Annotated in this window: 19 protein-coding genes and 2 pseudogenes; 7 read left to right on the top strand and 14 right to left on the bottom strand. The window is 56.2% G+C overall.

Annotated elements, in window-relative coordinates; genetic code table 11:
• From J4E53_RS10705 to J4E53_RS10740, 8 genes and pseudogenes are all read right to left on the bottom strand, one after another.
• Positions 1 to 234, bottom strand: a pseudogene (locus tag J4E53_RS10705) (pyrroloquinoline quinone biosynthesis protein B); the annotation flags it as partial.
• 72 nt (positions 235 to 306) lie between these two features.
• The gene (gene pqqA, locus J4E53_RS10710; RefSeq protein WP_020295432.1) at positions 307 to 381 is read right to left on the bottom strand and encodes a pyrroloquinoline quinone precursor peptide PqqA; all 75 of its coding nucleotides are present in this window, start codon (positions 379 to 381) and stop codon (positions 307 to 309) included.
• Positions 382 to 714: 333 nt separating this feature from the next.
• Positions 715 to 2,043: a carbohydrate porin gene (locus J4E53_RS10715; protein WP_063321894.1), complete on the bottom strand. Its 1,329-nt coding sequence runs from the start codon at positions 2,041 to 2,043 to the stop codon at positions 715 to 717.
• Positions 2,044 to 2,365: 322 nt separating this feature from the next.
• Positions 2,366 to 3,523 carry a tricarballylate utilization 4Fe-4S protein TcuB gene (gene tcuB / locus J4E53_RS10720; protein ID WP_103308712.1) on the bottom strand — a complete coding sequence of 386 codons (1,158 nt, stop codon included), beginning with the start codon at positions 3,521 to 3,523 and terminating at the stop codon, positions 2,366 to 2,368.
• Positions 3,510 to 4,964, bottom strand: a complete 1,455-nt coding sequence (gene tcuA, locus J4E53_RS10725) for an FAD-dependent tricarballylate dehydrogenase TcuA (protein ID WP_063321893.1) — start codon at positions 4,962 to 4,964, stop codon at positions 3,510 to 3,512. The genes tcuB and tcuA overlap by 14 nt, the downstream gene beginning before the upstream one ends.
• Before the next feature lie 323 nt (positions 4,965 to 5,287).
• Positions 5,288 to 7,723 carry a pyrroloquinoline quinone-dependent dehydrogenase gene (locus tag J4E53_RS10730; RefSeq protein ID WP_063321892.1) on the bottom strand — a complete coding sequence of 812 codons (2,436 nt, stop codon included), beginning with the start codon at positions 7,721 to 7,723 and terminating at the stop codon, positions 5,288 to 5,290.
• A 58-nt stretch (positions 7,724 to 7,781) separates the two neighbouring features.
• Positions 7,782 to 9,023 carry an SMP-30/gluconolactonase/LRE family protein gene (locus J4E53_RS10735; protein WP_203225771.1) on the bottom strand — a complete coding sequence of 414 codons (1,242 nt, stop codon included), beginning with the start codon at positions 9,021 to 9,023 and terminating at the stop codon, positions 7,782 to 7,784.
• Between the two features lie 144 nt (positions 9,024 to 9,167).
• Positions 9,168 to 9,725, bottom strand: coding sequence for a hypothetical protein (locus J4E53_RS10740; RefSeq protein ID WP_013692809.1), 558 nt, complete (start codon positions 9,723 to 9,725; stop codon positions 9,168 to 9,170).
• 554 nt (positions 9,726 to 10,279) lie between these two features.
• Here J4E53_RS10740 and J4E53_RS10745 point away from each other — a divergent pair.
• From J4E53_RS10745 to J4E53_RS10770, 6 genes are all read left to right on the top strand, one after another.
• Entirely contained in the window at positions 10,280 to 12,394 is a 2,115-nt protein-coding gene (locus tag J4E53_RS10745) for an acetate--CoA ligase family protein (protein ID WP_063325119.1), read from the top strand.
• A 68-nt stretch (positions 12,395 to 12,462) separates the two neighbouring features.
• Positions 12,463 to 13,503, top strand: coding sequence for a CDP-6-deoxy-delta-3,4-glucoseen reductase (locus J4E53_RS10750; RefSeq protein WP_063321890.1), 1,041 nt, complete (start codon positions 12,463 to 12,465; stop codon positions 13,501 to 13,503).
• 49 nt (positions 13,504 to 13,552) lie between these two features.
• Positions 13,553 to 14,290, top strand: a complete 738-nt coding sequence (locus tag J4E53_RS10755; RefSeq protein WP_219734414.1) for an enoyl-CoA hydratase/isomerase family protein — start codon at positions 13,553 to 13,555, stop codon at positions 14,288 to 14,290.
• 63 nt (positions 14,291 to 14,353) lie between these two features.
• Positions 14,354 to 15,148 (top strand): enoyl-CoA hydratase/isomerase family protein, encoded by a 795-nt coding sequence (locus J4E53_RS10760; RefSeq protein ID WP_060743255.1) that lies wholly within the window; start codon positions 14,354 to 14,356, stop codon positions 15,146 to 15,148.
• Between the two features lie 55 nt (positions 15,149 to 15,203).
• The gene (locus tag J4E53_RS10765; protein WP_013692814.1) at positions 15,204 to 16,136 is read left to right on the top strand and encodes a LysR family transcriptional regulator; all 933 of its coding nucleotides are present in this window, start codon (positions 15,204 to 15,206) and stop codon (positions 16,134 to 16,136) included.
• 193 nt (positions 16,137 to 16,329) lie between these two features.
• Positions 16,330 to 17,082 (top strand): IclR family transcriptional regulator, encoded by a 753-nt coding sequence (locus tag J4E53_RS10770; protein ID WP_060743254.1) that lies wholly within the window; start codon positions 16,330 to 16,332, stop codon positions 17,080 to 17,082.
• A gap of 121 nt (positions 17,083 to 17,203) precedes the next feature.
• Here J4E53_RS10770 and J4E53_RS31045 read toward each other — a convergent pair whose 3' ends face one another.
• The 6 genes and pseudogenes from J4E53_RS31045 to J4E53_RS10795 form a co-directional block, all read right to left on the bottom strand.
• On the bottom strand, positions 17,204 to 17,971 hold the full coding sequence (locus tag J4E53_RS31045; RefSeq protein ID WP_371919214.1) for a methyl-accepting chemotaxis protein: 768 nt from the start codon (positions 17,969 to 17,971) through the stop codon (positions 17,204 to 17,206).
• Between the two features lie 87 nt (positions 17,972 to 18,058).
• Positions 18,059 to 19,168: pseudogene (locus J4E53_RS31050) on the bottom strand (sensor histidine kinase); the annotation flags it as partial.
• Positions 19,169 to 19,328: 160 nt separating this feature from the next.
• Positions 19,329 to 20,699 carry an MFS transporter gene (locus J4E53_RS10780; protein WP_060743014.1) on the bottom strand — a complete coding sequence of 457 codons (1,371 nt, stop codon included), beginning with the start codon at positions 20,697 to 20,699 and terminating at the stop codon, positions 19,329 to 19,331.
• A gap of 423 nt (positions 20,700 to 21,122) precedes the next feature.
• Positions 21,123 to 22,457: an NAD(P)-dependent oxidoreductase gene (locus J4E53_RS10785; RefSeq protein ID WP_060743013.1), complete on the bottom strand. Its 1,335-nt coding sequence runs from the start codon at positions 22,455 to 22,457 to the stop codon at positions 21,123 to 21,125.
• 108 nt (positions 22,458 to 22,565) lie between these two features.
• Positions 22,566 to 23,342 (bottom strand): SDR family oxidoreductase, encoded by a 777-nt coding sequence (locus J4E53_RS10790; RefSeq protein ID WP_013692819.1) that lies wholly within the window; start codon positions 23,340 to 23,342, stop codon positions 22,566 to 22,568.
• A gap of 3 nt (positions 23,343 to 23,345) precedes the next feature.
• Positions 23,346 to 24,461 (bottom strand): CapA family protein, encoded by a 1,116-nt coding sequence (locus tag J4E53_RS10795; RefSeq protein ID WP_103308710.1) that lies wholly within the window; start codon positions 24,459 to 24,461, stop codon positions 23,346 to 23,348.
• A 360-nt stretch (positions 24,462 to 24,821) separates the two neighbouring features.
• On the opposite strand from J4E53_RS10795, the gene J4E53_RS10800 reads away from it, so the two are divergent.
• Positions 24,822 to 25,661 carry an SDR family NAD(P)-dependent oxidoreductase gene (locus J4E53_RS10800; protein WP_060743011.1) on the top strand — a complete coding sequence of 280 codons (840 nt, stop codon included), beginning with the start codon at positions 24,822 to 24,824 and terminating at the stop codon, positions 25,659 to 25,661.
• The last annotated feature ends 18 nt before the right edge of the window (positions 25,662 to 25,679 follow it).

The following is a 25,679-nucleotide window of genomic DNA, read 5'->3' on the forward strand; positions in this document are numbered from 1 at the left end:
GTCCCGCAGGGCTCGGCCCGGCTGCATAGGGGCGAAACTCTGAAGCTGGGCGCGAATGTCCGGAGAGGCGTTGCACAGCACCCAACTCACACCGTCATCGGAAATCGCGATGGATGACTGAGTGCGCGCCTGGGCCCGCAGGCTGCCGTTGCGAAAACCTGCGCAATTGGCGCAGTTGCAGTTCCACTGGGGGAAACCGCCACCGGCCGCGGAACCTAGAATCTGGACGAACATGGCTGCTCCATCATTCTGGAACTTAAAATAAAGCGCCTCGGCAGGCCGAGGCGCTGTCCATCAGATACAAACTTAACGGTTTGCGAAGTACATGGTGACTTCAAAACCGATACGCAGGTCGGTGTAAGCAGGTTTGGACCAAGACATGAAAGTACTCCTATCAAGTGATGAGACGTTTGTCAGGTACATATTTCTGAGTTTGGTTGGGATCATTTTGCAGCGTTCCAAGGCGCGCCCAACCTACGGCGCCGTGTTTCGGCTGTTATACCTCGTCTTGTGCTGCCGGACGATCGGACAACAGGACGGCTTCGGGAAATTGCTCCAAGTACGAGAACGAGTGACTCGACAATTTAGAGGCCAGGGCGGCGACGCACTTCGTGAGCAGTTGAACTCGATTCTGTAGGCTGCAAAACGTCATTGTCGTAGTCTCCCGTGTTTGTGCGAATTCAGGCTGAAAATAAATTGCATAGGAAGAGCCTCTTACAGACTGGTCTCGAATTTCAAACCGGCCACCCATGCATCCCTGACCTCGCTGACTCCGCCAGGATTGCCTACAAATTGCAGGTTGGGGCGCACGGTCAGCCACTTGGTCACGCCGAAGCCATAGTAAATTTCCATGTTGGTTTCTGAGCTTTGTGTCGGTGTGTAGCGAGGGTCGTCGTAATCGCTCACCCCCGCCCGGTCGTTCAGTTGCTGCTGATGATCTGTGAAACGGTTATTCACATGGAGACTGGCGATGGCGACGCCGATCTCGTCATTCGGGCGAGATTTGAAGGGGGCCGTGTAGTAAGCGCCTACTTGCGCATAGCGATCGATCATATTGGTGGCTTTGTCATGCACGGTGGCATAGGCAAACACCGTCAGCCCGCGAGCAGCGAAGTCCGGATCTTTCCAGACTTGTTGTTGCCCGGCAATCCATGCGCCGTGTTTACTGTCGCGGGATTTTGCTATGCCGTTTTCTTCTGTGTTGACGTCGTTTGCGTCACGGCTGCTGTAATACGCCCCTACGCGATATTCCCCTGGCAGCCGTCCGGCTCCCAGCGACGTGGTATGGACCAGCTCGACAGGTACCAAGGTACCCTCATTGCCGCTGCCGCTGAGTTTGAAGCCGTTACCTATTTCCAGGTAGGAAGGGTTTTGCTCGTACGCACCGATCTGCGCATAAGTGTTATCGCTCAATGCGACCTTTACACGGCCCGCCCATTGAGTGATTGGCCAGTTATAAATGATATCGCCGGCCCAGTTACCAGGCTGCGCGCCGCAAAATGCCAAGTTCTGGAATTTGCAGGGGAAGCTGCCGAAGTCCTCGCCAAAATTCATGCGACCCAGTTTGATATCCAGCCCGCCGTCAAAGAACTTTTGACGATACCAGAGTTGCGTAAGTCGCCAGGTCTGGCCGCGCCCGTATACCTCTTGAACCTGACTGATGCCTCCCACACGAGGATCGGTGAGTACATCGTTGGTTAGATTGCGCCCGTTACGATCCGATATGGTGAATTGAAAATCAGCATCTTCCCAGCCAAGTATTTTCTCAAGGTCAAAATTGCTCATCAGCGCAAGTTGGTCGGTATACCGCGCCGTGGTGTGCGAATCGTAGCCACCAGCAAGATTCGTCGCTGCGTCGCCCGTGTAGAGCACGTTAAAGGTATAACCTTTTTCCAGCAATTCTGTGCGTAGGCCGCCCCAGTCTCCCAACATCCAAGGGGATTCGGGACTGAAGGCTTCTTGTGCATGACTGTTGGCCGCTCCGCAAAGCAGCAGCAATGCGATGGAAGTATTAAGCGTGTTGCAGTTCAAATGAGTGGTCATGATAATCTCTGCTTTTGTTTTTATTAGTCAGATAATCGAACACATCTTCAGGTTGGTCTTCCGCTCGGAAGAGCATTAAAGAATGTCTGCAACGGTTGATCCCAGCGAAGCTCTACTGGATTTTTTGTGGACGCGTCGAGCTTGACGTGACACACGGTAAGTTGATGAGAAGACGGGACCTAAGTCATGTCACGTCTGTTCTTGAGAAATGTCTCGGTAATTTATTTGAGCATCTGTAAAACTCTCCTTGTGATTCTCATGAAGGTTACTTTCAACTTAACGGCGCCGAGGATGCCGTCGGCGCGCTCTTGAAAAACACCTGTCATTCGCCGCCCGCACTGATCGGGTTGGGTTGGCGTTTTTCAATGGTGTATTTCAGCAACGCAGCGCTGCGGAATATGCCGTGGGCGAATTTGCTGTAGGGCATGGTCAGGAAGAACGCCATGACCAGGCCCAGATGGATCGCAAGCAACAGGCCCAACGCACTGGTTTCGCGCCCGGCAAGCAATGCCAGGCCGCTGGCGCTGACCAGGAACAAGAGCGCGATGAAGCCACGGTCCATGGGTTTCTGGTTCTCATCACCCTGTTGCGGGTTACGCCGCAAATTCATCCAGAGCAAACCTGCCGGGCCGATCAACAGACCTACACCACCGAAAATGCCGAGCAATACCGGCAGGCTCAAAATCGGGTACGGCGCCGACCAATCCAGCAAAAAGTGATAAAGGGTGGCAACGCCCGTGGCTGCGAAGCACAACATGAACCCGTAGAAAGTGAGGTGATGAAAGCGGCGGCGCCAGAGGGTGAATTCGTCGTCAGCGTTGTTGCAGCCTTCCCCATGTCCGCCGTCCAGGTACTTGAGTTGTGCGACGTTGGCGCCGGCCTCCAGTGCTGCACTGGCTTTCAACGGCAGCGGTGCCTCGGCGGGTGAGATTTCGCGCCAGAATCGACGCACGCCGATGCCTAGGGCCAACACGGCGAAACCGAACACCGCACTGAACATCAGTGCCAACGTGTTGTGTGGAAAGATCTTGTAGAAGTTACCGTCTGGCATGGCAATGAACAGGTTGCCCATGATCATCAAGGTCAGCGATAGGAACAGCGCCAACCCCGCGCCTGAAGCCAGTGCCAAGGTAAGGCCGTTGCGTTGGTACAATTTGCCCAGTGGCTGCGGCCAGGCGTAATTGGTGTAGGTTTCCAGACGTACCTTAGCCATGGCTTTGGGCACGTTGACGGCAAATTCGTGCGGGGCAGCGTATTGGCAGGCTGACAGGCATGCGCCGCAGTTGTGGCAAAGGTTCGCCAGGTAGTGAATGTCGGCCTGACCGAATTCCAGATGCCGGGTCATTGCGGGGAATACGGCACAGAAACCTTCGCAATAGCGGCAGGCATTGCAAATGGTCATCTGCCGTTCGACTTCGGTTTCCTGCAGGTTGAGGACCGGGATCAGTTGACTGGATACCTGGGGATCAAACAGCTGCATGTTGAAGCTCCGATTTCACAGGAGAAAGGCCAAACCCTGCACAAAGCGCGGCCTGTACGCCGGCGATTCGTCCGAAGGCGGTACCGATGGCCATGCCAATACCCGCGGTATAACCCTTGCCTAGTACGTTGCCAGCCATCATTTCTCCGGCGACAAACAGGTTCGGGCTGGCCTTGCCATCAAAGTGCACGGCGGCCGTTTCGTCGGTCGCCAAGCCGAGATAGGTAAAGGTGACACCTGGCTTGAGGGGGTAGGCGTAGTAGGGTGGTTTGGTGAGCGGCCTTGCCCAGTGAGTCTTGGCGGGAATAAGTCCTTCGGTATGGCAGTCGTCGAGCGTGGTGTGGTCGAACGTGCCGACATGGCAAGCGTTGTTGTAGTCTTCGATGGTTTTAACGAACTGCGTTTGCGGCAAGTTCAACAGGCGAGCAAGTTCTGGCAACGTCCGGGCTGTGGTTCCGGGGAACACCGGCGGCATGAAGCGGCCAAGCGCCTGTTGGTCGATAATCGAGTAGGCCTGCTGGTTGGGTTGTCCTGCAACCAGACGGCCCCAAATCGCATAACGCTTGGGCCAGAAATCCTCACCCTCATCGTAAAACCGTTCGCCATCGCGGTTGACAACCACGCCCAGGGACACGCAGTCGATGCGGGTACATATACCGCCGTCGTAAAGCGGAGCCCGGGCGTCGATGGCAACCATATGTGCCTGGGTCGGGTCGCCAACTGCATCGGCGCCAAGATCGAGCATTCGTCGCAACAACACACCGGTATTGAAGCGAGTGCCGCGGATCAGAAAGTTGTCCGATGGCCATTCACCACGCTCGTTTTGGCCCCAAGCCTCCCGTAACCATTCACGGTTGGACTCAAACCCGCCAGCCGCCAGGACGCAAGCGCGTGCTTCGATACGCTCCGCTGGGAATCGCTGTCCACCTACCATGCGTTCGGCCAGGTGAGCTGCGACGAAAGCACCGTTTTCCAGTTCTATGTCGGTGACTTGAGCGTCATAACGGATCTTCACGCCCAGGCGTTCGGCGCTGCGAAAGTAGGCATTGACCAATGCCTTGCCGCCGCCCATGAAAAACGCGTTGGTGCGAGCCACATGAAGAGCACCCGACAAGGGCGGCTGAAAGTGCACACCATGTGAACGCATCCAATCACGGCAAGATGACGATGCGCGAATGGCGATGCGCGCCAGTTTCTCGTTGGTAAGACCACCGGTGACTTTAAGCAGATCTTGCCAATATTCTTCTTCGGGATAGGCATCGACCAGCACATCCTGAGGCGCGTCGTGCATGCAGCGCAGGTTGCGCGTGTGCTGCGAATTTCCGCCGCGCCAGACTTTCGGCGAGCCTTCCAGCAGCATCACGCTGGCGCCAGCCTCTCGTGCCATCAATGCGGCACATAACGCAGCGTTGCCGCCACCTATCACCAGAACGTCGACCATCGTATCTCCTCGATTCACTGGCAGGGCGAAGTGACTGCCGGCCAGTGGATTAACCATAGGGATGGGCTCATCGCGGCGAAAGGCGGATTTAGAGGTGAGGGCTTCAGTTTTAGTGAAGGGTGATGTTTCTGTGCAGGGGGATATGTGGCAGGCGTTACCACTCTCCCTGAAATACAAAACGCCCGATGCTAATGCACCGGGCGTTTTGATACTGAAATGGATATAGACCCATTTCAGAGGCAGGCAAATTTGCCCTGTCCAAGACTTTGGAGACAGGTCGCGATGGCCTGGCTCCTTAGTCGATCAGCTATTGTCAGCAGCGATCACTTGCTGTCTGGAATTGCAAAGGCAACCAGCTTCGAACCAGGCTTCGTACGATAATGCGGGCGCCCACCTTCGGCGACCACCACAAATTGCCTTCCGCTCACAGGACTGCGGTAGGTCATGGGTGTGGCATTGGCGCTGGTGGCCAGGCGGCTGCTCCACAGCTCCCGGCCGGTGGCGGCATCCAAGGCACGGAACGTATGCTCTGCTGCACCACCGATAAATACCAGGCCGCCACGTGTCGTCACGGCGCCACCGGCGGTCGGTGTACCGATTGGGATGGAGACCAGGGTCGGCAGACCGAACGGGCCAATGTCACGCGGTGAGCCAAATGGCTTGGACCAGATGAGCTTGCCACTGACAAGATCAACAGCGCCAATCAGGCCCCAAGGCGGCGCATTGCAAGGAATGCCAAGCTGCGAAAGGAAGTTGACCCGATAAGCACCGTAGGGCGTGTCAAGCATAGGCTGCTCGGCTTGTCCCCCTGCGTCCAGACCCGGTGCAATCCTGAAATTGCGTTGCGTTGCTTCTTCGCGTGTGACCAACTCGATTCGGTCAGGGACCTGAGTCCAGTTGACGATCATCAGCCCACGATCAACGTCCAGCGAGATGCCATTCCAGTTCACACCCCCCATTGAACCGGGATCGATCAAGACATTTTTGTCGAGCGTGATGGGCGTGAACTGGCCCTCGTAGCGCGATTGTTTGAACATGATCCGGCAAACCATCTGGTCGATCGGCGTCGCCCCCCACATGTCTTTTTCGCGCAGTTGAGGCCCCCTGAAAGCAGGGAGCTCGACAGAGGCAGGTTGGGTAGGGGACAGCCATTCGCCTTTAGCAATATCACGCTGAGGCACAGGCTGTTCTTCCACCGCCTTGATCGGCTCGCCAGTCTCGCGGTCGAGCACGAAAATCTCGCCGCGCTTGGTTGGTTGGATCAGTGCTGGCCGCATGCCCTTTGCGGTAGGCCAATTCAACAGAGTGGGCTGAGAAGCGACGTCATAATCCCAGATGTCATGGTGCGTGGCCTGAAATTTCCAGCGCAGTCGACCAGTCTCCGCGTCGAGAGCGATCACCGCACTGGAGATGTCCTCGTCATAGGGACGGCGCTGCCCACCGTAAGCATCAGGTGTCGCGTTGCCCACTGGCAAATATACAAGACCGAGCTTCTCATCCGCGCTGATCGGGGCCCAGCTGTTGGGCGTGGAAGGCGTGTAATACTGTCCTTCAGGTGGCAGGCCGAGGCGATTTGGCGCGCCGGCATCAAAGGCCCAGGCGAGTTCGCCTGTTACTGCATCAAACGCCCTGATAACGCCGGACGGACCACCCCAGTATTGCCCGTCGGGAATGCCGCCACCGACGACAATCTTGCCGCGGATGACTTGCGGTGCCGAGCTGACATAGAACAAGCCATGGGGGTAAGGTGCGACGCCCTTTGTCAGATCGACTGCGCCGTTGTTACCAAACCCAGGGCAATACTCACCGGTTTTCGCATCCAGTGCCACCAGCGTGGGGTTGTGGCTGGGGGCGTAGATGCGCTCTGAGCAGAACCCATTGGCGTCAGGCACTTTGTAGTACGCCACACCCCGACAAGGTTTGCCCGACTGCGGTACGCCGTTGGAAATGTCGCGGCGCCACAATTCTTTGCCGGTTTCCGCATCGAATGCATGGATACCGTTATTGCCATCACACGCGTACAGGGAGCTACCCATCATGATGGGGGTGCCTTCGATCGCGTTGAGATCGCCGTTCACTGGCGCCATGTCGGCTTCCCAGACTTTGACCAGTTTCGAGACGTTGGTTGTGTCTATGTCTGCAAGCGGACTGAAGCGGGTCCCGCCCTGGTCATTGCCGTAGGCTTGCCAGTCGGTACGCTCGTTGTTGGCCAGTGGTTCAGGTAGTTTCGCTGGCGCCTGCGATTGCACGCCGCGTCTCAACATCGGAAAGTCCGGGGCATCGGGTCCGAAAGCGTGGCTGACGCTCCCCAAAGCAATTGCAGCGACCAGACCGCCGGCAAACGATGGCCAGCCGCGTGGAAGTTTCCGGGTGCTCGGCGCTGGCTTGAGTCGGGTGAAATGCGGTAGCAGAAGTACTGCGCCGAGAACAAACGGACCAATGAGCCGCGGCGCCAGTTGCCAGCCGTTAAAACCCACCTCCCACAAACTCCAGGCCGTGGTCCAGACCAGCATTGCGGCATAGACCCAAATCCCTCGCGCATCGCCGCGCCAGAGAAGTACAGCGCTTGTGATGAAGGCCAGCCCGGTAATCAGGTAGTACGCAGAACCTGCGTCCGCAACCAAGATGATACCGCCAATGGAAAGGGCCAGCCCAAGCATCAGTAATACAATGGCAAAGATACGACATACCCATCGCGAGGCTTTTGTCGTATCGCGCTTGGCATTCAAAGAGTCAGGCTCTGCGCCAATAGGGGTCATAGGGGTTTCTCCATGTGATCAATAGGACACACGTGTGGGGAACAAACATTGAGACGGCTCATTTGAATGACGCCGGCGGCAAGCCATGGGTAAACACCTTGGCGTGGAATATTGTCGCTCCTTGCCCCTTATCTCCATCACTGGTGACGGAGTACAAGGTGTTCGTATGGGGATCAATTGCGAGGCTAGTCGATAGCAGATTGTGCCCTTGTTCGCGCCCCGGCAGCAGCACCTGGCCAATCGGGATACCGATCTGGTTAAAGACCATTACACGACCTTGCCCATAGATCGCCACATAGACATTGCCATCGGCGTCGACCCGCATCGAATCGGGGGAGGGCCCCGTGAAACGGTAGGGGATGGACGAACTGATGGTGGCGATGGTAGTAGCGTTGGCCAGGTCGATGCGATGCAGAAGGTTGCGGCCAAATTCGGTTGCCCACAGCGTTTTTCCGTCTGGACTTAGCGTAACGCCGTTGGCCATCGAGAGATGCGGCAAGACGACAACGGGAGGCGAAAGATCGGGAGAAACGTAATAGATCCCGCCCTTTGGCTCGGTCGAGATACCTTTGAAATCACTGAAGTAGAAACCACCCTGTTTGTTGAACGCCAAGTCATTGGGCATGAATCCGGTGTCTTGCGCGATGATGGTTTGCATTCCCGTGCCATCGGGTTTGACCGCGAAAATCGCGCCGAGGTTGCGGTTCAGATCGAGAGCCGCGATGAACAGACGTCCGTCGGGATGAAATGCCAGTCCGCCAGGGGAGAGGTTCTCTATCGTGGCTACGATTGAAAGCTGTTTGGTCGGCGAGAGGCGAAGTACGCGTTTACCCGAAACATCACAGAAAAGCAGGTTGCCCTCGCGGTCAAATATGGCGCCTTCCAGTATCCGTCCTTCGTTGGATGCTTTGAACCAGGTTTGAGCAGTAACCGTTGGAAGGCCTCGTTCCGATACCGGGATGGGTACTGGGCCTTGGGTCTGCTTGTCGTAGGCCAATGCTGAAGAGGGGGGGAGTGGCCCGGCATATGCGCCTGTAGCGACGCTGGCGGCGCCAAGGGCCAGACAGGCCAGCAGGCTGCGGAGCTGGAGTTTTTTGAGCGCTCCATGAGCACTGGTGCTTTTTCTATCCGAACGTTTCCTACAGACATGGATGCTTGTCGCGTTTATCGCTGTGTGCGGTGCAGGCATGTCGAGTTGTGTCAGCGTGGGTAAAGCGGTCGTAGCGAATAGCCGGCTGGGGGGCGCGCCGGATATCGGCGCGACCAGCCTTTTGAAATTGAACGTTACGCCAATGCTCATAACGAACTCCATTGTGCAAAGCCTTTTACTCCCCCTCAGGGGCGTAGACTTGTTTATTGTTTGATAGGGTGAAGCTGTGTTTCTTACGCGTTAAGGTTGGGCACACGACCAGCGAATGTCAGTTCGCCGGAGGGAACCCCTACTTCAAATCTCTTCCCGGGGGTACTGGAGCACGAGAACCTCGGCACCTTGGTCACCTGCTTGGATCTCGAACTTTTCCTCAGTTGATTCCACGACGATCATGGACCAGAGAGGAAGCTCCTCTTCGCCATGCAGCACACTGCCGTTTCCGACGAAAACGTAATAACCCGACGCAATACCAGGGGGCGGACCGTCCACCTTCATACCAGCGCCCAATCGTAATACCTGAGCGCGCAGGCCATCTGCCTCATCTTCAAAAAGCAGTTCCCAACTCGCTTCTTCGCGGGCCTGCATCACAGGGGCAATGGAGAACTTGATGGGCTCGGACGTCAGGTGCCGGCGTTTGCTGGGACGCAGTTGTTCCCGGTAGCCAGGCTCACTCAAATAGACCGGTTGGGAGTTTCCGGTGTACATCCGCATGGCGACGAAGGACAGCCCTTGCGGACCCGCCACGATCGGCCCGTAAGCCGTGTGATGGTCTTTGAACTGGACGGTGAGCGGCTCAAGTACCTGCCCGCGATTACCCAGTGTGCCACTGCCAGCGATGAACAACTGAAACATCGACACCCCGTGGAAATGGGGCACTACTGCTTCGTGTGCTCTGAGTTCAGACATTGTCGCCTGAGGGCCTGGGGCCCGCGCTTGAGAGCTCCGCGGGCCAAAGAAGGTCGTTCCCCAATGCTGGTTTCCGGTACCGGGCGAAACGATAACGCTCCGGTTTGCAAGGGCGTCTGCCCCACTGCGCGTGTAAATCATCACCAATGCTCCTATTGAATCTGCATGTATGCAGGACAAATCAACCGTCCATACGAGGCCGTAGCTGCCCTCGGTCGACGCAAAATCATACTAGCATGTGTTTTGATAATTAGCACAAGTTTCAATGAGTGGAACTTGTACGTAGCAGGTGCGTGCTGGGTTAGCGCCGGTTCAAGCTTGTGTGAAAGAGTGTTTTAGGTTTCATTCATTGGAACCAATTCCAAAAATAATTGACTTTCGGCTGACTGCGGACGACAGTGCACCGTGGCAGCTCTGCTTTTGGGGAGAGCAGAGAAACGACTGCATCTCTTTACCTCGTCTCCCGATTTTCGATAGCGATCAAGGGCTTCAGTACCGATATGAATAATTACAAAAACTTGCTTGAACCACGTTCGATTGCGGTTGTAGGCGTGTCGGAGGATGCGGGACGTCCCGGCTCTCAGGCCGTAAGAGCTCTGATGAGCAATGGATACACCGGTGCGATCTATCCGGTGAATCCCAAATACGAAACCTTTGAAGGTTTGAAGTGCTATGGGTCCGTTGCCGATATCGAAGGCGACGTCGACCTCGTAGTGGTTGGCGTTCCTGCGCAGGGTGTTTTAGCCGTGCTGGAATCGAGTGCGCAGAAGAAGGTTCCTTTTGCGGTGGTTCTGAGCGGTGGCTTTCGAGAGAGCGGTCCGGAAGGGATTCTCCGGGAGGAGAAAATGCTCGCGATTGCCCGGGCGGCGGGCATGCGTATTATCGGGCCCAACTGCCTCGGTTTTGCCAACATCCATTCTCGTGTCTACGCCGCATTCGGTAGCATTACGCGTGAACCGAAACTCGAGAAAGGGTCGGTATCGCTGGTGACGCAGAGTGGGGGATTCGGCTACAGCATCGCCCTTGCATGTGCCGAAGCCGGTATTGGTTTCCGGCATGTCATCGCGACGGGCAACGAAAGCGATGTCAACACGGTACAGCTCATTGAGGCGCTGCTTGATGATGACGAGACACACACCATCGTCGCCTATATCGAGGGAACCAATGACGGTCGTGCGCTGTTGGAAATCGGCCGCAAGGCTACGGCGCGCGGCAAGCCGATCCTGCTGTGGAAGGGGGGCGTCACCGAGCAGGGCGCACTAGCGGCCGCATCGCATACCGCCAGCATGACGGGTGTCTATGATTTCTATCGTGCCCTGTTCAAGCAAACGGGGATCGTCGAGATCAGAGAGATCCATGAAGCAGTGGATTTCCTCAAGGCATTGGAAAGCAAAAAATACCCGGACAATGGGGGTGTCGCGGTGATGGGGGTATCAGGCGGGTCTGCGATCGTATTCGCAGATGCGGGTGAGCCTGAAGGTCTGACCTTGTGTGAACTTGGTAACGATACCCAGCAAAAGCTGCTGGCGGTCGTGCCTAACATCGGGGCCGTCCATAATCCAATCGACCTTACCGCAGGGTATTTTTCAGCGGCCAATGCGCAGAAGTTGGAAGCCGCTGTAAGCGCGACGCTTGAAGACCCCGCCGTAGGATCGCTTTGCATTAACCTGGCAACCACAGGCGCCTCTGGCAGCCTGGCGGCAGCCCAGGTATTGGCCCGAATTGCCGCGTCGGCGTCGAAGCCGATCCTGGTTTTTTCCTCAGCCCCCAGCGTTCAGGTTGCAGAGGCGCTGCGTGTATTCGCTGATGCGGGAATTCCGGTGTTGCCTTCGCCGTCGCGAGCCGCCAAAGCTATCGCAATGCTGATGCGATTCAAGCGGACTCAATCGCGCATTTTGCAGATGCAAGAGGATGAGGGGCTCAAAGTAGAGCGAGCTTCTGTACCGCTTAGCACCGCCGTTGGCAGTCGGGCATCGTTGTCCGAGGTCGAGTCCAAGGAAATGCTGCGTTCCATCGGTATCCCCGTCACAACCGACCTGATCGTGAAGGGTTTTGACACTGCGCTGTTCGACAAAGTCAAAGCGCCCCTAGTCGTCAAGATTGTCTCTGCGGACATTGCGCACAAAACCGAAATAGGCGGCGTAAAGGTCGGCATTCGGACAGCCCAGGAGCTGGAGTCAGCGATCGAGCAGGTGTTAGCCAACGCGCAACGGCATGTGCCTGCCGCCCACATTGAAGGTGTCCTCGTTTCCGAGATGGTGACAGGTGGCTTCGAACTGATTGCCGGGGTGGTCAAGGATCCTTCATTTGGCCCAGTGGTGGTAGTCGGCGCAGGTGGGATTTATGCGGAAGTACTGAAGGATTCCGCGTGTCGAATCGCCCCTTTCGGCCTGCCAACCGCTATGGAAATGCTCGATGAATTGCAATGCAGCGTGATCATGAACGGGGTTCGGGGCGCGCCTCCCCTTGACGTCGATGCTGTTGCCCGCGCGTTGGTGGCGTTATCGCAGTTTGCCTGGCAGCAGCGCAGCGATATAGCCGAAATCGACATCAATCCAATGTTTGTATTGCCCCACGGTGTGATTGCCGCGGACGCCTTGATTGTGCGCGGTTAATGAACCGCCCCCAAGCTTGCCGCGAGAAAGAGCAATGTACAAAACATTCTGTAAAGGGGTGAATCGCTATGAATGACAGCCTGTCCGCCACATTGACGCATCGGGTCAATGTGAAGCCTATCGACCGCACGTTCGAGGTGCAGCAAGACGATACGATACTTGCTGCCGCCCTCAAAAGCGGGTGTCAACTGCCCTACAGTTGTCAAAATGGCATCTGCGGAACCTGTCGGGCCAAAGTACTCGACGGGGTGGTCGATCATGCGGAGTCCAGCATGGCGATACTTTCCAACGAGGACCGGCAGCAGGGATACGCGCTCCTGTGCCAGGCAAAGGCTTTAACCGCATTGACGATCGCCTGCGAGGTGGTGGAAGCAACACAAGACATCCCTATTCGTCGGCTTGTTTCCCGTGTCGATCGTCTCGAGCGCCTGGCCGAGGATGTGATGAGAATTCGCCTGCGCCTTCCTGCCAAGGAGTCTTTCAGGTTTTTGCCTGGGCAATACATCAACGTGGTGATGCCAGGCGGTATTCGTCGCAGTTTGTCGCTGGCAAACGTGCCCGACGACAACGTGTTGGAATTGCATCTCAGGAATTACGGTGGCCCGTTTAGCCAACACGTTTTCAATGTCATGAAAGAAAACGACCTGGTGCGCCTTGAAGGCCCGCTAGGTACTTTTTTTGTGCGTGAAGACAGTAACAAACCAATGGTCTTCGTTGCCAGCGGCACAGGGTTCGCACCGATCAAAGCCATGATTGAGCGCGAACTTGAAAAAGCATCGAGTCGTGAAATAACGCTCTATTGGGGCGGGCGAAGGGCCTCGGATCTGTATTTGAGTTCCGTTGCCGAGGCTTGGACGAAAAGTCACAACGTCACGTTCATACCTGTCCTGTCAGAAGCGCACCCCGACGACCTATGGGAAGGTCGGGTCGGCTTTGTTCACCGTGCAGTCATGGAAGATTACGAGGATCTTTCCCAGCATCAGGTCTATGCCTGTGGAGCGCCCGTCGTCGTGCAATCGGCAAGGCAGGATTTTGTGGCCTTACGCAACCTCCCCGAGGAAGAGTTTTTCGCGGACATGTTTGTGTCGGGACAAAAGACTCCCCAGTAGAACTCGTGTCGTGTGTCTCGATGAAATAAAAACAAGCACGTAGAGGAAGATGTCCGTGGATGAACTAGCCAGCGAGTTGACGGTTGAGCGACATGAGTCGCTCCTGTGGATCACTCTTAATCGTGCCGCCAAGGCGAATGCGATGACGGTGGATATGATGGAGCGTATGACGGCTGCACTGCAGGCGGCCACTGATGACCCGCAGATAAACGCGGTGATGTTGACCGGGACTGGTGAGCGCGTGTTCTGCGCAGGGGTCGATATTCGTGAACAACCGGCGGACGGTGATACGGCACGCCAGCGTGAACGAAGGTCGTTGGCGTTGGCGGCGCTACAGGACGCCGTGATGGACTGCCCCAAGCCAGTTGTCACAATGCTCAATGGTACCGCGACGGGAGGTGGCGCGATGCTTGCGCTCTTGGCGGATGCCTGTGTCGCCGTCGATACCGCGAAACTGTCGCTGCCCGAAATTGATTTGGGTATCGCCACCTTCTCGGGTGCAAACATTTTAGAGGTCATCGGCGGACGCGCTTTGGCGCTTGATCTGATTCAGAGTGGCAGGGCGATGAAGGCTACCGAAGCATTGGCGAGAGGGCTGGTCCGCGAGGTAGCCCTGCGAGACGAACTCCATTTGAAAGCTTCGGCGCTGGGGCAGGCGTTGGGGGCAAAGAACCCGCGCACGTTTGCCGAAAACAAGCGGTGGCTCAATCGTTCGCTGAGAGCTGCATTGTTGCAGGCTCGGGACGAGCATGCACGACACCGTGCACTGGCTCAGGCCGAGCAATAGCGCAGCGGGCAACGAGTGTGGTTTTGCACGGGCGGCGTGTCCATATCGAACTGAGGGAATATGATGTCTGATCTAGAAGTCAGTACCGTTGGCCGGGTGATGGTAGCCAAGCTAAACCGGCCCGAAAAAAAGAACGCCTTGAGCGAGAGCATGCTGGATTCGCTTCGCACTGCATTGCTGGCTGCCGATGAAAATGATGACATCGGTTGTTTCGTCATTACCGGTGCCGGTGATGCATTCTGCTCCGGAGGCGACCTGGGCCGTCGGGCCGCCGAAAGCGCAGAGGGGGATCCAACGCCGCTCGAGCGTAAAATCAGATTGCAAAAAGTCACCCACCAGGTGGCATTAGCGATCGAGAACTTTGAAAAGCCACTCATCGCGGCGGTAAACGGCGCGGCGGTGGGGGCGGGCATGGATCTTTCGTTGCAGTGTGATATGCGTTTCGCATCAGAGTCGGCTCGATTTGCTGAGGCTTATATTCGTGTTGGCCTGATCCCTGGAAATGGTGGCTGCTATTTGCTGCCGCGCATAGTCGGTACCGCGAAAGCCCTGGAATTATTATGGACGGGCGATTTCGTCAGTGCTGAGGAGGCGTTGGCATTAGGCATCGTCAACCGAGTATTCAGTGATGACGAACTCATGCAGCAAACGCTGGATTTTGCTACACGCCTGGCGGATGGCCCTCCCATCCAGCAACGCAGCATAAAGAAGCTGCTATACCAATCGCTGCGGACTGATTTGCGGACGAGCTTGGAGTCGGTGGCTGCGCAGATGGCCGTGGTGCAATCCACGGATGATTACAAGGAGGCCATCAAAGCTTACAAGGAAAAAAGGAAACCGCGTTTTATCGGCAAATAGCGTGTCGTGCCTGGACCGACCGGTCCAGGCATCGTTGTGATAGTGGAGGTGTCCGATGGAACTGCGTCAACTGCGCTACTTTGTCCGGGTAGTTGAGTGTGGAAGCATGGGGCGAGCAGCGCTTGAACTCGATGTTGTCACCTCGGCCCTCAGTCAACAAATCAGTCGACTGGAGAATGAACTGTCCGTTCGGTTGCTGCTAAGAAAGAAGAGCGGCGTGCAGCCCACCAGCGCCGGATTGGCATTCTGGCATCGAGCACAACTGGTATTGCGCAACGCAGAGGATGCGGCCCACGCGGCCCGGACTGGACGGTTCGCCGGGCATGTCACGGTGGGATTGGCTCCATCCACCTCAGGCGTCGTTGCACTGCCGTTCATGGAGGCGATGCGAGAGCGATACCCGGATATTTCCCTTCGTATTGTCGAGGCGTTATCGGGCAACCTGGAGCGGATGCTGAGTGCTAGACAGATCGATCTTGCGATATTGTTTGGCGCTGATCATGGGCGCAGATTCAGCACTCAACCGCTGGTAAATGAACGTCTTTTCGCTATTTCCGCAGCTGACTTTTCCCTGGTCCGCAAGAGTGAATCGCTGTCAATCAGTGAGCTTTCCAACGTCCCCCTTATATTGCCCGGCAGTACGCACGGCCTCAGGGCGCTGATAAACAATGCTTTTGAAAGAGAAGGCTGCACGATGAACGTCATCGCGGAAATCGACGGGCTTGCGATACTCATGGACGCGGTGGGGGCGGGCTTGGGGATGACGGTGCAACCTAGCGCGGCACTTGCAAGGCATGATAAAGACCGTTTCGATACGGTACCCATTTCCGAGTTCAATTTTACCCGCTTGAATCAAGTCGCCAGTTTGTCGGACGATGAGTTGTCGCCGGCGGGTTTGGCAGCACGTGTTGTTTTGGCTGACGTCGTTCGTACGTTGGTTTCGGATAAACGTTGGCTGGGCACGCAGCTGGTAACGGTGCCCGACTGAACAAGGCGCGTTCGCCAGCCGTCGCGATGTGCCTCCGTTCTCAAGTTCGGTGGGTGGAACTGAAGTTGGCGAGTGAAATAGCGTCATGCTAGTATGTTATTTTGAGACTGATTCTCGTTTGTTGGCGAATGAAGCATTTCGTGTCGAGGAGGATCGTTACGATCAACGATTTTGATGGGGTTTTTCAAGAATGATGCGCTCTGTGCAACGTATCTTGGCAGTTTTCGAAAGCTTTAGTTCAGACCGCAGCAGCCTTACGCTTCAAGACATTGCAGACCGTATCGAGCTACCGAAGTCGACGACGTTTCGTATTGTCCAGAGTCTTGAAAAGGCTGGCTACCTGGTACGTCTCGAGCAGCAATATTGCTTGTCCTTCCGGTTCACGCGCTTGGCTGGCCTGGTAAAAAGTACCCTGGGTATTCGTGAGATCGCTCGACCCGTATTGCAAGAACTCGCTGAGCAGACTGAAGAAACAGTCTCCATTCATGCGGTGAGTGATCGCAATCGAGTCTGTCTCGACTCGGTCACTACCAGCTCGGCACCGTTGCGCGCGGTGGTCCAGGCGGGTGAACAGATTCCCTTGTTGGTAGGGTCTGCTTCAAAGGTCTTGATGGCCTATATGCCCAAAGCCCAGCTCACCCCGTTAGTCAAAAATGTTGCCAAAGCGACGAAGCGCACCAATGGCGCGGTGCTTGAAGAGTTCGCCATGATCCGGGAGCAGGGTTATGCCGTTTCCCATGGCGAACGGCTGTTAGGCATCTCGGCGATCTCGGTACCCATCAAGGACGTCAATCAAGAAGTGCACTATTGCTTGTCGGTGGGGGCACCGACTGTCCGAATGAACATGAATGAAAAGGAGTTTATCGAATTGGCGATCAAGGGTGCCGAAGTCATATCGCGACAATTCGGTGGAGAGGTGGCCTTGCCCGCCCCTACATCCGACTGATGATGTGCGCCTGGCCTCAAGCCTGGATGTCTTGACAGCGGCTCATCGCGAGAACGAAACGCTCCGCTGGTCACTTCCATGCGAATGGACCAGTTGGGACTTGCAGGCGAACGACGACGGTTCACGATTTGAAGCGCCCCACCAGACCGTTCAGTTCATCTGACAGACTTGACAACTTGCCGGAGTCATCTTGTGCAGAGTTGGCCAAGCTCTCCACCAGCCGAGCCTCGTCATAAATCTGCTGGATATGCCGATTGATCTCTTCGGCCACGCTATGCTGCTCTTCAGCAGCGGCGGATATCTGCAGGTTTTGATCCCTTATTTCATTGACCGACAATTGGATGCCTTCAAAGCTGTCTCGAGTGCTCTCGATGGACGATACGCTGGCGTGCGAGAGCTCCAGGCAGCTACCCATTTTGCCCATGACCTCCTGGGTCTTGCTGCCTAGTGTGCCGAGCAGTTGCTCGATTTCGCCGGTCGAATCGGATGTGCGCTTGGCCAGTGCTCTGACTTCATCTGCCACCACTGCAAATCCTCGGCCTTGATCGCCCGCCCTGGCGGCTTCAATGGCTGCGTTCAGGGCCAGCAGATTGGTTTGCTCGGCAATGGCGCGAATGGTGCCAAGGATCTGGTTGATGCTGCGACTGCCGGCTTCGAGCTCTGTCATGGACTGCGACGACTCGGTCAGACGGCGTCCCAGGCGATTCACGTTGTCCGTGGTGATCTCGATCTGCTGCTTGCCCTCCGCCACGCGGCGATGTCCATTCTCGGCGGACTTTGCTGCGCCGCTGCATGAACGGGCCACCTCATTGGCGGTTGCGACCATCTCGTTGAACGCGGTCGACACCAACTCCACCGCTTCGCGCTGTCTCCCGGCGGCCTCGTTCATGTTGTTGGCTACCTCGCTGTTAACCCTCGAGGCATTTTGCAGATTGCTCGATGCGGCGCCGATGTGTTGGATCAACTGACGTATGGCGCTGAGAAACTTATTGAACCAGCCTGCCAGTTCAGCGGTTTCATCGTTACCCTGAAACTCTAGTTCGCGACGCAGATCTCCCTCGCCCTGTGCGATCGATTGCAGTCCGGTGCTGACCTGGCTGATGGGTTTGACGATGGACTTGGAAAATGCCACGGCGACCAAGGCAAAAATGACTGTCAACCCTCCCACGATGAGGGTGGTGAGGTAGGTCATGCGAGTGGCCGCGCTCATGACTTCACTACGTTCGATCAAGCCGATATAGCGCCAGCCAAGATCAGGCGACGTCCAGACGTTGGCCATGTAAGGGATCCCATTGAGTTCAACCTCGGTTGATCCCTGCGGGATGGTGGCCAACTTTGCATAGGCCGCGCCCAGGTCCTTGAGCGGCTTGAAGCTATGCGTCGTGTCGCGGGGGTCTACCAGTACGATTCCGTCCTCGATCAACATCACGTAGCCGCTTTCGCCAAGCTTGATACTTTTGACCAGCTCTGTGAGGTTTTTCAAAGACACGTTCACGGCTAACACACCTTTGACGATGCCATCGCTCGTGATCATTGCCCTGGCTGTCCCCACCAGTGCTGCATCTTCCTTACCGTAATCATAGGCTGGATAAAAAGCGGGTGTTCGTACGGTTTTTCCAGGGCTCGCCATCGCCGCTTTATACCAAGGGCGTGAACGCGGATCGTAGTTGGCCAGCTGAGGATCATCTGGCCATTTGGCATAGGAGCCGTCCTCCAGGCCGATGGAGAGAATCGCCGCGGACGGGTGGGCCGCACCGTAATGCGCAAACCTTTCGATCAGTTGCTGGGCCGCAGGAGGCAATGGCCGGCTGGCGGCATCGCCGGTCTGGTAGTTCTTCAGCGCGCCAACCGATACATAAACTGGATCGGTTGCCATTTGATCGACATTTTGCTGGCTGGCGTCGAAAAACTGGCGAATGTTGCCATCGATCTGACGTATTTCCCGCGTACTGCCATCCATAAACTGATCAACTGCCAGCGTTCGTGTGTTAGTCACCGAAATCACTGCGACCAAGCTCACGGGTATAAACGCGACCAATACGAACGTCAGCACAAGCTTGTTTTTTATTTTCATAGTTAAGCCCATAAACAGGGAGGACGGGCAAACGGCCAATTTGGAGCGGTAGTCGCCTTTACAACCGATCCTGTTCGGGTGCGATATGTTCGGCGGCTCAGCCGATGAGGCGGACTGTTTTCAGTCCGCGCACATCTTGAGCCGCTCAGCGATCAGTTGACTGCAAAAAGGGTTATGTAGAAAGCTCTTGCCGCATTGCTTTCTGGGGCTGCGGCAATTCACTCGCCTTGTTGCTTGTCTTGTTGCCCACCGAGGTGCGCAGGTTTACTCCACGAGTCTCAGGAACAAACTGAGTTGTGATCAGACAGAGCACGGCAATCAACGTGACGTAAAAGGCCGGCGCCAGCGGGGAGCCAAACGCCTGGGACAGGTACGCAGCGATCAATGGGCACGTTCCGCCGAACATCGCGACACTTGTCTGATAGGAAATCGCGTGTCCGGTTGCACGGAACGATGTCGGGAAAAATTCCGCTGCGGCCACAAAGCTGGCTGCCCCATAAATCCCCAATCCGGCAGCGAGGAGTGTTTGCCCGGCCACAGCGCTAGCGAAGGAACCCGAGGCAGCCAAGTACATGGCCGGATATGCCGAGAGCGCTATCCATGCCGCACCAAATGTCAGTACTCGCTTGCGGCCAAACCGATCGCTCAATAAACCTCCTAACGGAAGTAGGGCTGAAAGTACGATGACGGCGATGGCGTTTGAGATCAAAGCCGAGGTGGAATCCAGCTTCCCGACCTCAATTAGAAAGGTGTACATAAAGCCGAGCAATAGGTAAGCCCCTACCGAAAAAACCGGTTGGACCATGAACACGTGCAACATACCCCTCAATCCACCGCAGCGAATGGCCGCGATCAGCGGATTTTTCTTGATTTTGCTGGCTTTACTGGCCTGGCGGGCTTGCTTGTACTCTTCAGGCTCATCGATGTTGCGGCGCAACCAGAACCCGACAACTCCGATAATGCCTCCAAGAAGGAAAGGGATGCGCCACGCCCAGTCTGAATACGCTTGATCCCCCGCTCCAAGCTGGAGTGCGACGACCAAACCGGCCACGACGGCGTTGGGCAGGTGAGAGAAAATCAGCGTGAAGCCAAGCCAGTATCCTCTGCGGTTTTCCGGTGCCGACTCGACGATGTAGCTGGTCGAGCCGGTCGTTTCGCCACCCAGTGCCAAGCCTTGTGCGATTCGACAGAGCAACAGCAGTAACGGTGCGGCGATCCCGATGGTTGCATAGGTCGGAAGCAGCCCGATGATCGCGGTGCCTAGTGCCATGAGCCAAACGGTCATCGCCATGACCCTGATACGGCCAAGGCGGTCCGCCAGATAGCCAAACATCAAGCCACCCAGGGGGCGGGCTACGAAGGCCACTGCATAGACTGCGAACGTGCTCAGAAGCGCGGCAGTTCGATCTGAGCCGGGAAAAAAATGAACGGATAAAATGGGTATTGAGAACCCGAATACAGCGAAATCGTAGATCTCACCGAAGTTCCCGATAGCGCCAGCGGCTAGCGATCGCCGAGAGCTGGTCGTTTTCGTCTTCGTCATGCGTCTTCTCCTGTGACAGGATGGTTTTTATTAGTTGATGCAAAGCTGATGCATCAAGACTGCAGGATGAAACAGTGTTGCTTCGCCATCAGGCCTTAGAGATGTTCGAGGCGTGGATCAATATTGCATTTTCGCCAGATGAATCTTGGTGGTCAGCGAGCGTAATGTTTGTGAAAAGCGTTTCTGCGATGACGCAATCCGCTAACGAAGGTTATGTTAGAAAGACGCGTGTTGCTGGGGTTTAAAAGCAATACGCGTTCACTATTTGTTAATAGGTTGGCGAGGTTTGCCGGACCAGGCAGGTAGCCGAGCGTGGGCTTGTTTCCTGCAGAAGGTGCCGCTGGCTTACCGCCGCATCGGGACAGACTTTGGTTTTCATATAGACCTCGATCGATTCCACGCTCACTATTCGTGAGCCGCCAATCAATTGCAGTTGGAGGAGGGCTTGAACTGAACCGCGGAAATAGAGCTGTAGAACGTGCTCAAGTCTTTTATCGGGACTGGATCGCTGATCTGATGATCCGCTTGCTCGAAGAGGCTTCGTGCAGCATTGGCGATCAACATGGGAGCTCCAAGATCATTGCCGCGCAAACAGGCCGCTTTGAGGATGGTTTTTTCGCTCGAGAGTGCCGTGTTGTCCAGGGCGTGACTGGATAACAATTGGGTATAAATAGAGCGAGAGGATTCACTCCATCCCGATGTCTTTTCCAGGACCTGTGCCATGTCTTCCAATGCCAACCCATATCGCAGGCCTGCCGCCGTGCATTCATAAGTAATCGCGCTGCATAGCGATGCGATCGCACCTGTGACCAACTCGATGGCGTCACCTTCAGGGCACGCTTGAGGGGCGCCATCCGTGGTCAGCTTCACGGCGTCGCCGTCGTACAGTTTTGTCGCCGCCATGCTTTCGATGAGCCCGACCATGTCTTCGAGCTGCGCAATTGGCCCCAGGGTGTTGGTTCCGATTTGCAACAATGCCCTGACCAGAGCGGTTAGCGGCATTGGGACATCCCTGGACATTCCCAGCGCGACGGCTTGATCGACGTCTTTGAGCATCAATGCGAGGGCGAAATTGGTGGAGGGTTTTCCCTGGGCAAGCGCGGGTAGCATTCTATCCGTGGTTTGATTTCGCGCTTTGTTGCGGTTCAACACGTCCGCCATCAGGGGCAGTGACAGGCCGGCTTTTTTGCCCATGGCCACGACTTCAAGGGTCCCGAGTCGGCAGCCAGCATTCATGGCGTTGTTGACCATTTTCATGGCTTGACCGTCGCCGACCCTTTCGCCACAACGATAAATCGTTTGGGTGATAACTTGTAAAACGGGGAGGGCGCGCTCGTAAACCGTATCCGGGCCCGCAACCATCAGGGTGGCTTTGCCTTCGGCAACGACCAGGGGGCTGGCAGACACCGCAGCATCCATCATGTCGATACCGCGTTCGGCCAGTTCTTCGGCCATACGTCTGGTCTCGCCCGGGATACCACTTGTTTGATCAATGATCAGCGTCCCCGGCACCAATCCGGCCGCGAGGCCGTTTGGACCGAACAGCGCAGACCTGACGTCCGAACTGCGTGGCAGGCACAGGAATATGACGTCACACCGGCGAGCCAGGTCGGCCGCCGTAGGCGCGACATCGGCGCCCAGTTTCTTGAACGTGTCGACGGCAGCCGTGTTGATATCCCACACGCATAACGAGTGAGACAGGAATCGACGAGCGAGTTGACTGCCGAGGGCGCCGAGCCCGATGTATCCGATTTTCATTGCCTGTCGCCTCTCTTGTGACCATTCAACCGACGCATGCGACGTATAGGGGGAATGGTGCAGATAATTTATTGTTCTTGGGGGGGATGAGAGCATATTGCCTGAATGCTAAAGCAATGAACCGATCATGCCGCCATCAACGCTGATGCTCGATCCAGTGATGAAACCCGCCTGTGTGGATGCGAGAAACGCGACCACGCCACAGACCTCGTCTTGCTCCCCCATGCGGCCGAGCGGCGTAAGTTTGCGGCGCGCCTCTGCCTGCTCCGGGGTGTACGCGGCGGTGCCGGTGCGGTGCGATGTGTCGATCAACGCCGGTGCTACGCAATTGACAGTGATGCCGCAAGAGCCCACTTCGTTCGCGAGATGTTTCATGTACGCGGTAACGCCGGCGCGAAAAACGGTTGAAAGGCTATGGTGCGGCATGGGTTGCTTTACTGATGCCGAGGTAATGGCGATGACGCGACCCCATTGCTTCTTGAGCATCTGAGGAACCATTTCCTTGGCTACCTGGATGGTTCCCCAGAGTTGATTTTGATAGGCCTCTTGCCACCGTTCCTCTTCAGTTTCGTCGAGCGTCGCCCGCAGCGGATTGGGGGCTCGTCCCGTGTTCAGGACGAGGATGTCGGTGCCGTTGAATGTAGCGTTCACCGTGTCGGCGAGGCGCTTTACGTCAGCGGCGACGCGCATGTCGCCGGCAATGGCGACTGCACGCACGCCGTGCTTTGCCGTTATTTCCTGGGCGAGGGCGGCCAGTTTGTCCGCCGAGCGTGCAAACAGCACCACGTGAACGCCCTCGGCCGCCAGTGCGTGAGCAATGTTCTTGCCTAAACCTGCGCTGGCGGCGGTTATGACTGCCACTTTTCCGTTGATCTTCAGGTCCATGATTTACTCCGATACGATGATTTCATTGCCTTCAACGCTAAATCGATGTGGCATGTCTTCGGAGGCCCATTCCAGGTAGGAAAGCACTTCATGGAATCGAGGATCGTCGTGATCCAGCACTTCAGGCCGATACCGTGCGTCCATGACCATCGGAAGGAACGAAACTTTTTGTATACCGTTTTTGGTCGCCACTGCTTTGGCGAGCAAGCTCAAGGTACAGGCCTTGCCGTAGGGCATGAAAGGGTATTCGGGGTCGAGGTCCGCGTGATTGCGAACCGCACCGTGGGACCAGGCGGGTTCGTTCCATGAAGGCGCGGGAAACGACTTGGTCATTGCGAACACGCCGAGACTGTAGAAGATGGCTTTGCCCTTATACATCTCGATCGCTTTGGGAATATGCGGTGCGTGACACACCACCATATCTGCACCGGCATCAATGGCAGCATGGGCTACGGTCACCTGGTAATCGGAGATCACGCGTGGCAGCCGGATGACGCCGGAATGAAAAGCCAGGATAACGACGTCTACCTCACCTTTCAGCTTCTTGATGTCCTCGATCAGGTTCGCCAGGTCGCTGGAATCGGGTTCCGTGCGAATGCGAACGGGCTGGTGGGGACCACGTGTTTCATAGGAGGTATCGACCTTGATACTGGACACGCCAGGTTTTTGCGGGCCTGCCTCACTGCCGGCAGGACCGAGCGAGGTATAGCCCATATAACCGACCTTGATCCCGTCGTGTTCAATGATTGCTGGACATCGTGCTTCTTCCAGATCCCGACCTGCGCCTGTCACCTGGATGCCGCGCGAGACAAAGAAGTCCCGGGTATCCACGAGGGCATCCGGGCCGCTGTCGTAGCTGTGATTGTTTGCCAGGGTCACCGCATCGAACCTGCCATTGGTGAAAATAGCAGCCATTTCAACGGGCTGACCGACTTGTGGGGCATGATCTGCGCGCACGGTGCGGTCCGAGTAGGTGCGCATGCAGTTGATGAAGCGCATATCGGCCGAGGCAAGGGTCGGCAGGACGAGCTCTGTGTATCCCTCCACCGGGAAGCCGTCTTTCGGTCCATGCGTGGGTCCGCAGTCCCCGCCGATCAATATGGTGGCGTTCGATGTCATTTTCCCTCCTATTATTTTTGTGGGGAATTTATGGTTCCGATGAATGAAACATATGCTGCTAGTTAGAACTGATAATAGCACTGCGAAAACGGCATGACCACGATTTGTACAGGCATCATGTCGTTGGATAAAGAGTCAGCTTTGATTTTCTTGGTTCTGATGATCGGAACAGGTATCGATAATAAGAACATGTGATAGTATCAATTTCGACTTCCTTCCGGGCGCGGGCGTTACCTGCCTGAGCGTCTCTGTGGCAGGTCGAGGGTCGACGCCTGTTCAGGAAAACGGCGTTGGTGCCAGTCTACTATTTGAAATTATCAGTTAGTTCAATCGCTTACATGAAAATAAGAGAGGGCGGAAATGGCAGGCTCACTGGATCAAACGCAGGGGTACACACCGGCAGGGCGGCTTGCCGGGAAAGTTGCTGTTGTTATTGGTGCTGGACAAAGCCCGGGCGAAGGCATGGGTAACGGTCGAGCGGCGGCCATTCGATTTGCACGTGAAGGGGCGCACGTTCTGGCCGTTGATCGGCAAATCGAGTCCGCTGAGGAAACTGCGGCGATGATCATTCAGGAGGGCGGTTCCGCTGCAGCATTTTCTGCGGATGTGACCCGGGAACATGAGTTGGCCCTTGCCATGCAGATGGCAAAAAAACGTTGGGGGGCCCTGGATGTCCTGCACAACAATGTGGGGGTCAGCCTCGCCGGTGGTGACGCCGACTTGATGGACATCACCGAAGATCAGTTCGATAACATTTGCCGTATCAATCTTCGCGGTACCGTCTTTGCCTGTAAGCACGCAGTAGCACTCATGCGCGAACAAGGGGGCGGGGTTATCGTCAATGTGTCATCCGCGGCGGCATTGGGTAAGTATCCCTACGTTACCTACAAGGCTACAAAAGCGGGTGTCATTGCTTTCACCGAGCAGTTGGCGCTTCAAAATGCTCCTTATGGGATCAGGGCAAACTGCATCCTGCCAGGCTTGATCTCGACGCCGATGGCGGTTGAGGCGCGTATTCAAGCGTGGAACCAGACGCGTGAGCAGGTCAGCGCGGAGCGCAACGCCAAAGTGCCGCTCGGCCGCCAGGGAACCGCTTGGGATGTTGCGAATGCGGCCCTGTTTCTTGCGTCCGATGAAGCCAATTTCATCACTGGTATCTCATTGGCGGTGGACGGCGGCCGGCTGCTCAATCGTATTTAATTGTAGTCCCCCACTGCT

It is taken from the genome of Pseudomonas sp. FW305-28 (genome assembly GCF_017351395.1).
Lineage (GTDB): Bacteria > Pseudomonadota > Gammaproteobacteria > Pseudomonadales > Pseudomonadaceae > Aquipseudomonas > Aquipseudomonas fluorescens_AA.

What these genes read in the sequence shown, in the direction of transcription:
- J4E53_RS10795 (WP_103308710.1), bottom strand. Translation starts at nt 24,461, where the DNA reads ATGACATCGAACGCCACCATATTGATCGGCGGGGACTGCGGACCCACG.
- J4E53_RS10790 (WP_013692819.1), bottom strand. Translation starts at nt 23,342, where the DNA reads ATGGACCTGAAGATCAACGGAAAAGTGGCAGTCATAACCGCCGCCAGC.
- J4E53_RS10780 (WP_060743014.1), bottom strand. Translation starts at nt 20,699, where the DNA reads ATGACGAAGACGAAAACGACCAGCTCTCGGCGATCGCTAGCCGCTGGC.
- J4E53_RS10715 (WP_063321894.1), bottom strand. Translation starts at nt 2,043, where the DNA reads ATGACCACTCATTTGAACTGCAACACGCTTAATACTTCCATCGCATTG.
- J4E53_RS10735 (WP_203225771.1), bottom strand. Translation starts at nt 9,023, where the DNA reads ATGAGCATTGGCGTAACGTTCAATTTCAAAAGGCTGGTCGCGCCGATA.
- tcuA (WP_063321893.1), bottom strand. Translation starts at nt 4,964, where the DNA reads ATGGTCGACGTTCTGGTGATAGGTGGCGGCAACGCTGCGTTATGTGCC.
- J4E53_RS31045 (WP_371919214.1), bottom strand. Translation starts at nt 17,971, where the DNA reads ATGAACGAGGCCGCCGGGAGACAGCGCGAAGCGGTGGAGTTGGTGTCG.
- J4E53_RS10800 (WP_060743011.1), top strand. Translation starts at nt 24,822, where the DNA reads ATGGCAGGCTCACTGGATCAAACGCAGGGGTACACACCGGCAGGGCGG.
- J4E53_RS10765 (WP_013692814.1), top strand. Translation starts at nt 15,204, where the DNA reads ATGGAACTGCGTCAACTGCGCTACTTTGTCCGGGTAGTTGAGTGTGGA.
- J4E53_RS10730 (WP_063321892.1), bottom strand. Translation starts at nt 7,723, where the DNA reads ATGACCCCTATTGGCGCAGAGCCTGACTCTTTGAATGCCAAGCGCGAT.
- J4E53_RS10760 (WP_060743255.1), top strand. Translation starts at nt 14,354, where the DNA reads ATGTCTGATCTAGAAGTCAGTACCGTTGGCCGGGTGATGGTAGCCAAG.
- tcuB (WP_103308712.1), bottom strand. Translation starts at nt 3,523, where the DNA reads ATGCAGCTGTTTGATCCCCAGGTATCCAGTCAACTGATCCCGGTCCTC.
- J4E53_RS10745 (WP_063325119.1), top strand. Translation starts at nt 10,280, where the DNA reads ATGAATAATTACAAAAACTTGCTTGAACCACGTTCGATTGCGGTTGTA.
- J4E53_RS10770 (WP_060743254.1), top strand. Translation starts at nt 16,330, where the DNA reads ATGCGCTCTGTGCAACGTATCTTGGCAGTTTTCGAAAGCTTTAGTTCA.
- J4E53_RS10755 (WP_219734414.1), top strand. Translation starts at nt 13,553, where the DNA reads ATGTCCGTGGATGAACTAGCCAGCGAGTTGACGGTTGAGCGACATGAG.
- J4E53_RS10750 (WP_063321890.1), top strand. Translation starts at nt 12,463, where the DNA reads ATGAATGACAGCCTGTCCGCCACATTGACGCATCGGGTCAATGTGAAG.
- J4E53_RS10785 (WP_060743013.1), bottom strand. Translation starts at nt 22,457, where the DNA reads ATGAAAATCGGATACATCGGGCTCGGCGCCCTCGGCAGTCAACTCGCT.
- J4E53_RS10740 (WP_013692809.1), bottom strand. Translation starts at nt 9,725, where the DNA reads ATGTTTCAGTTGTTCATCGCTGGCAGTGGCACACTGGGTAATCGCGGG.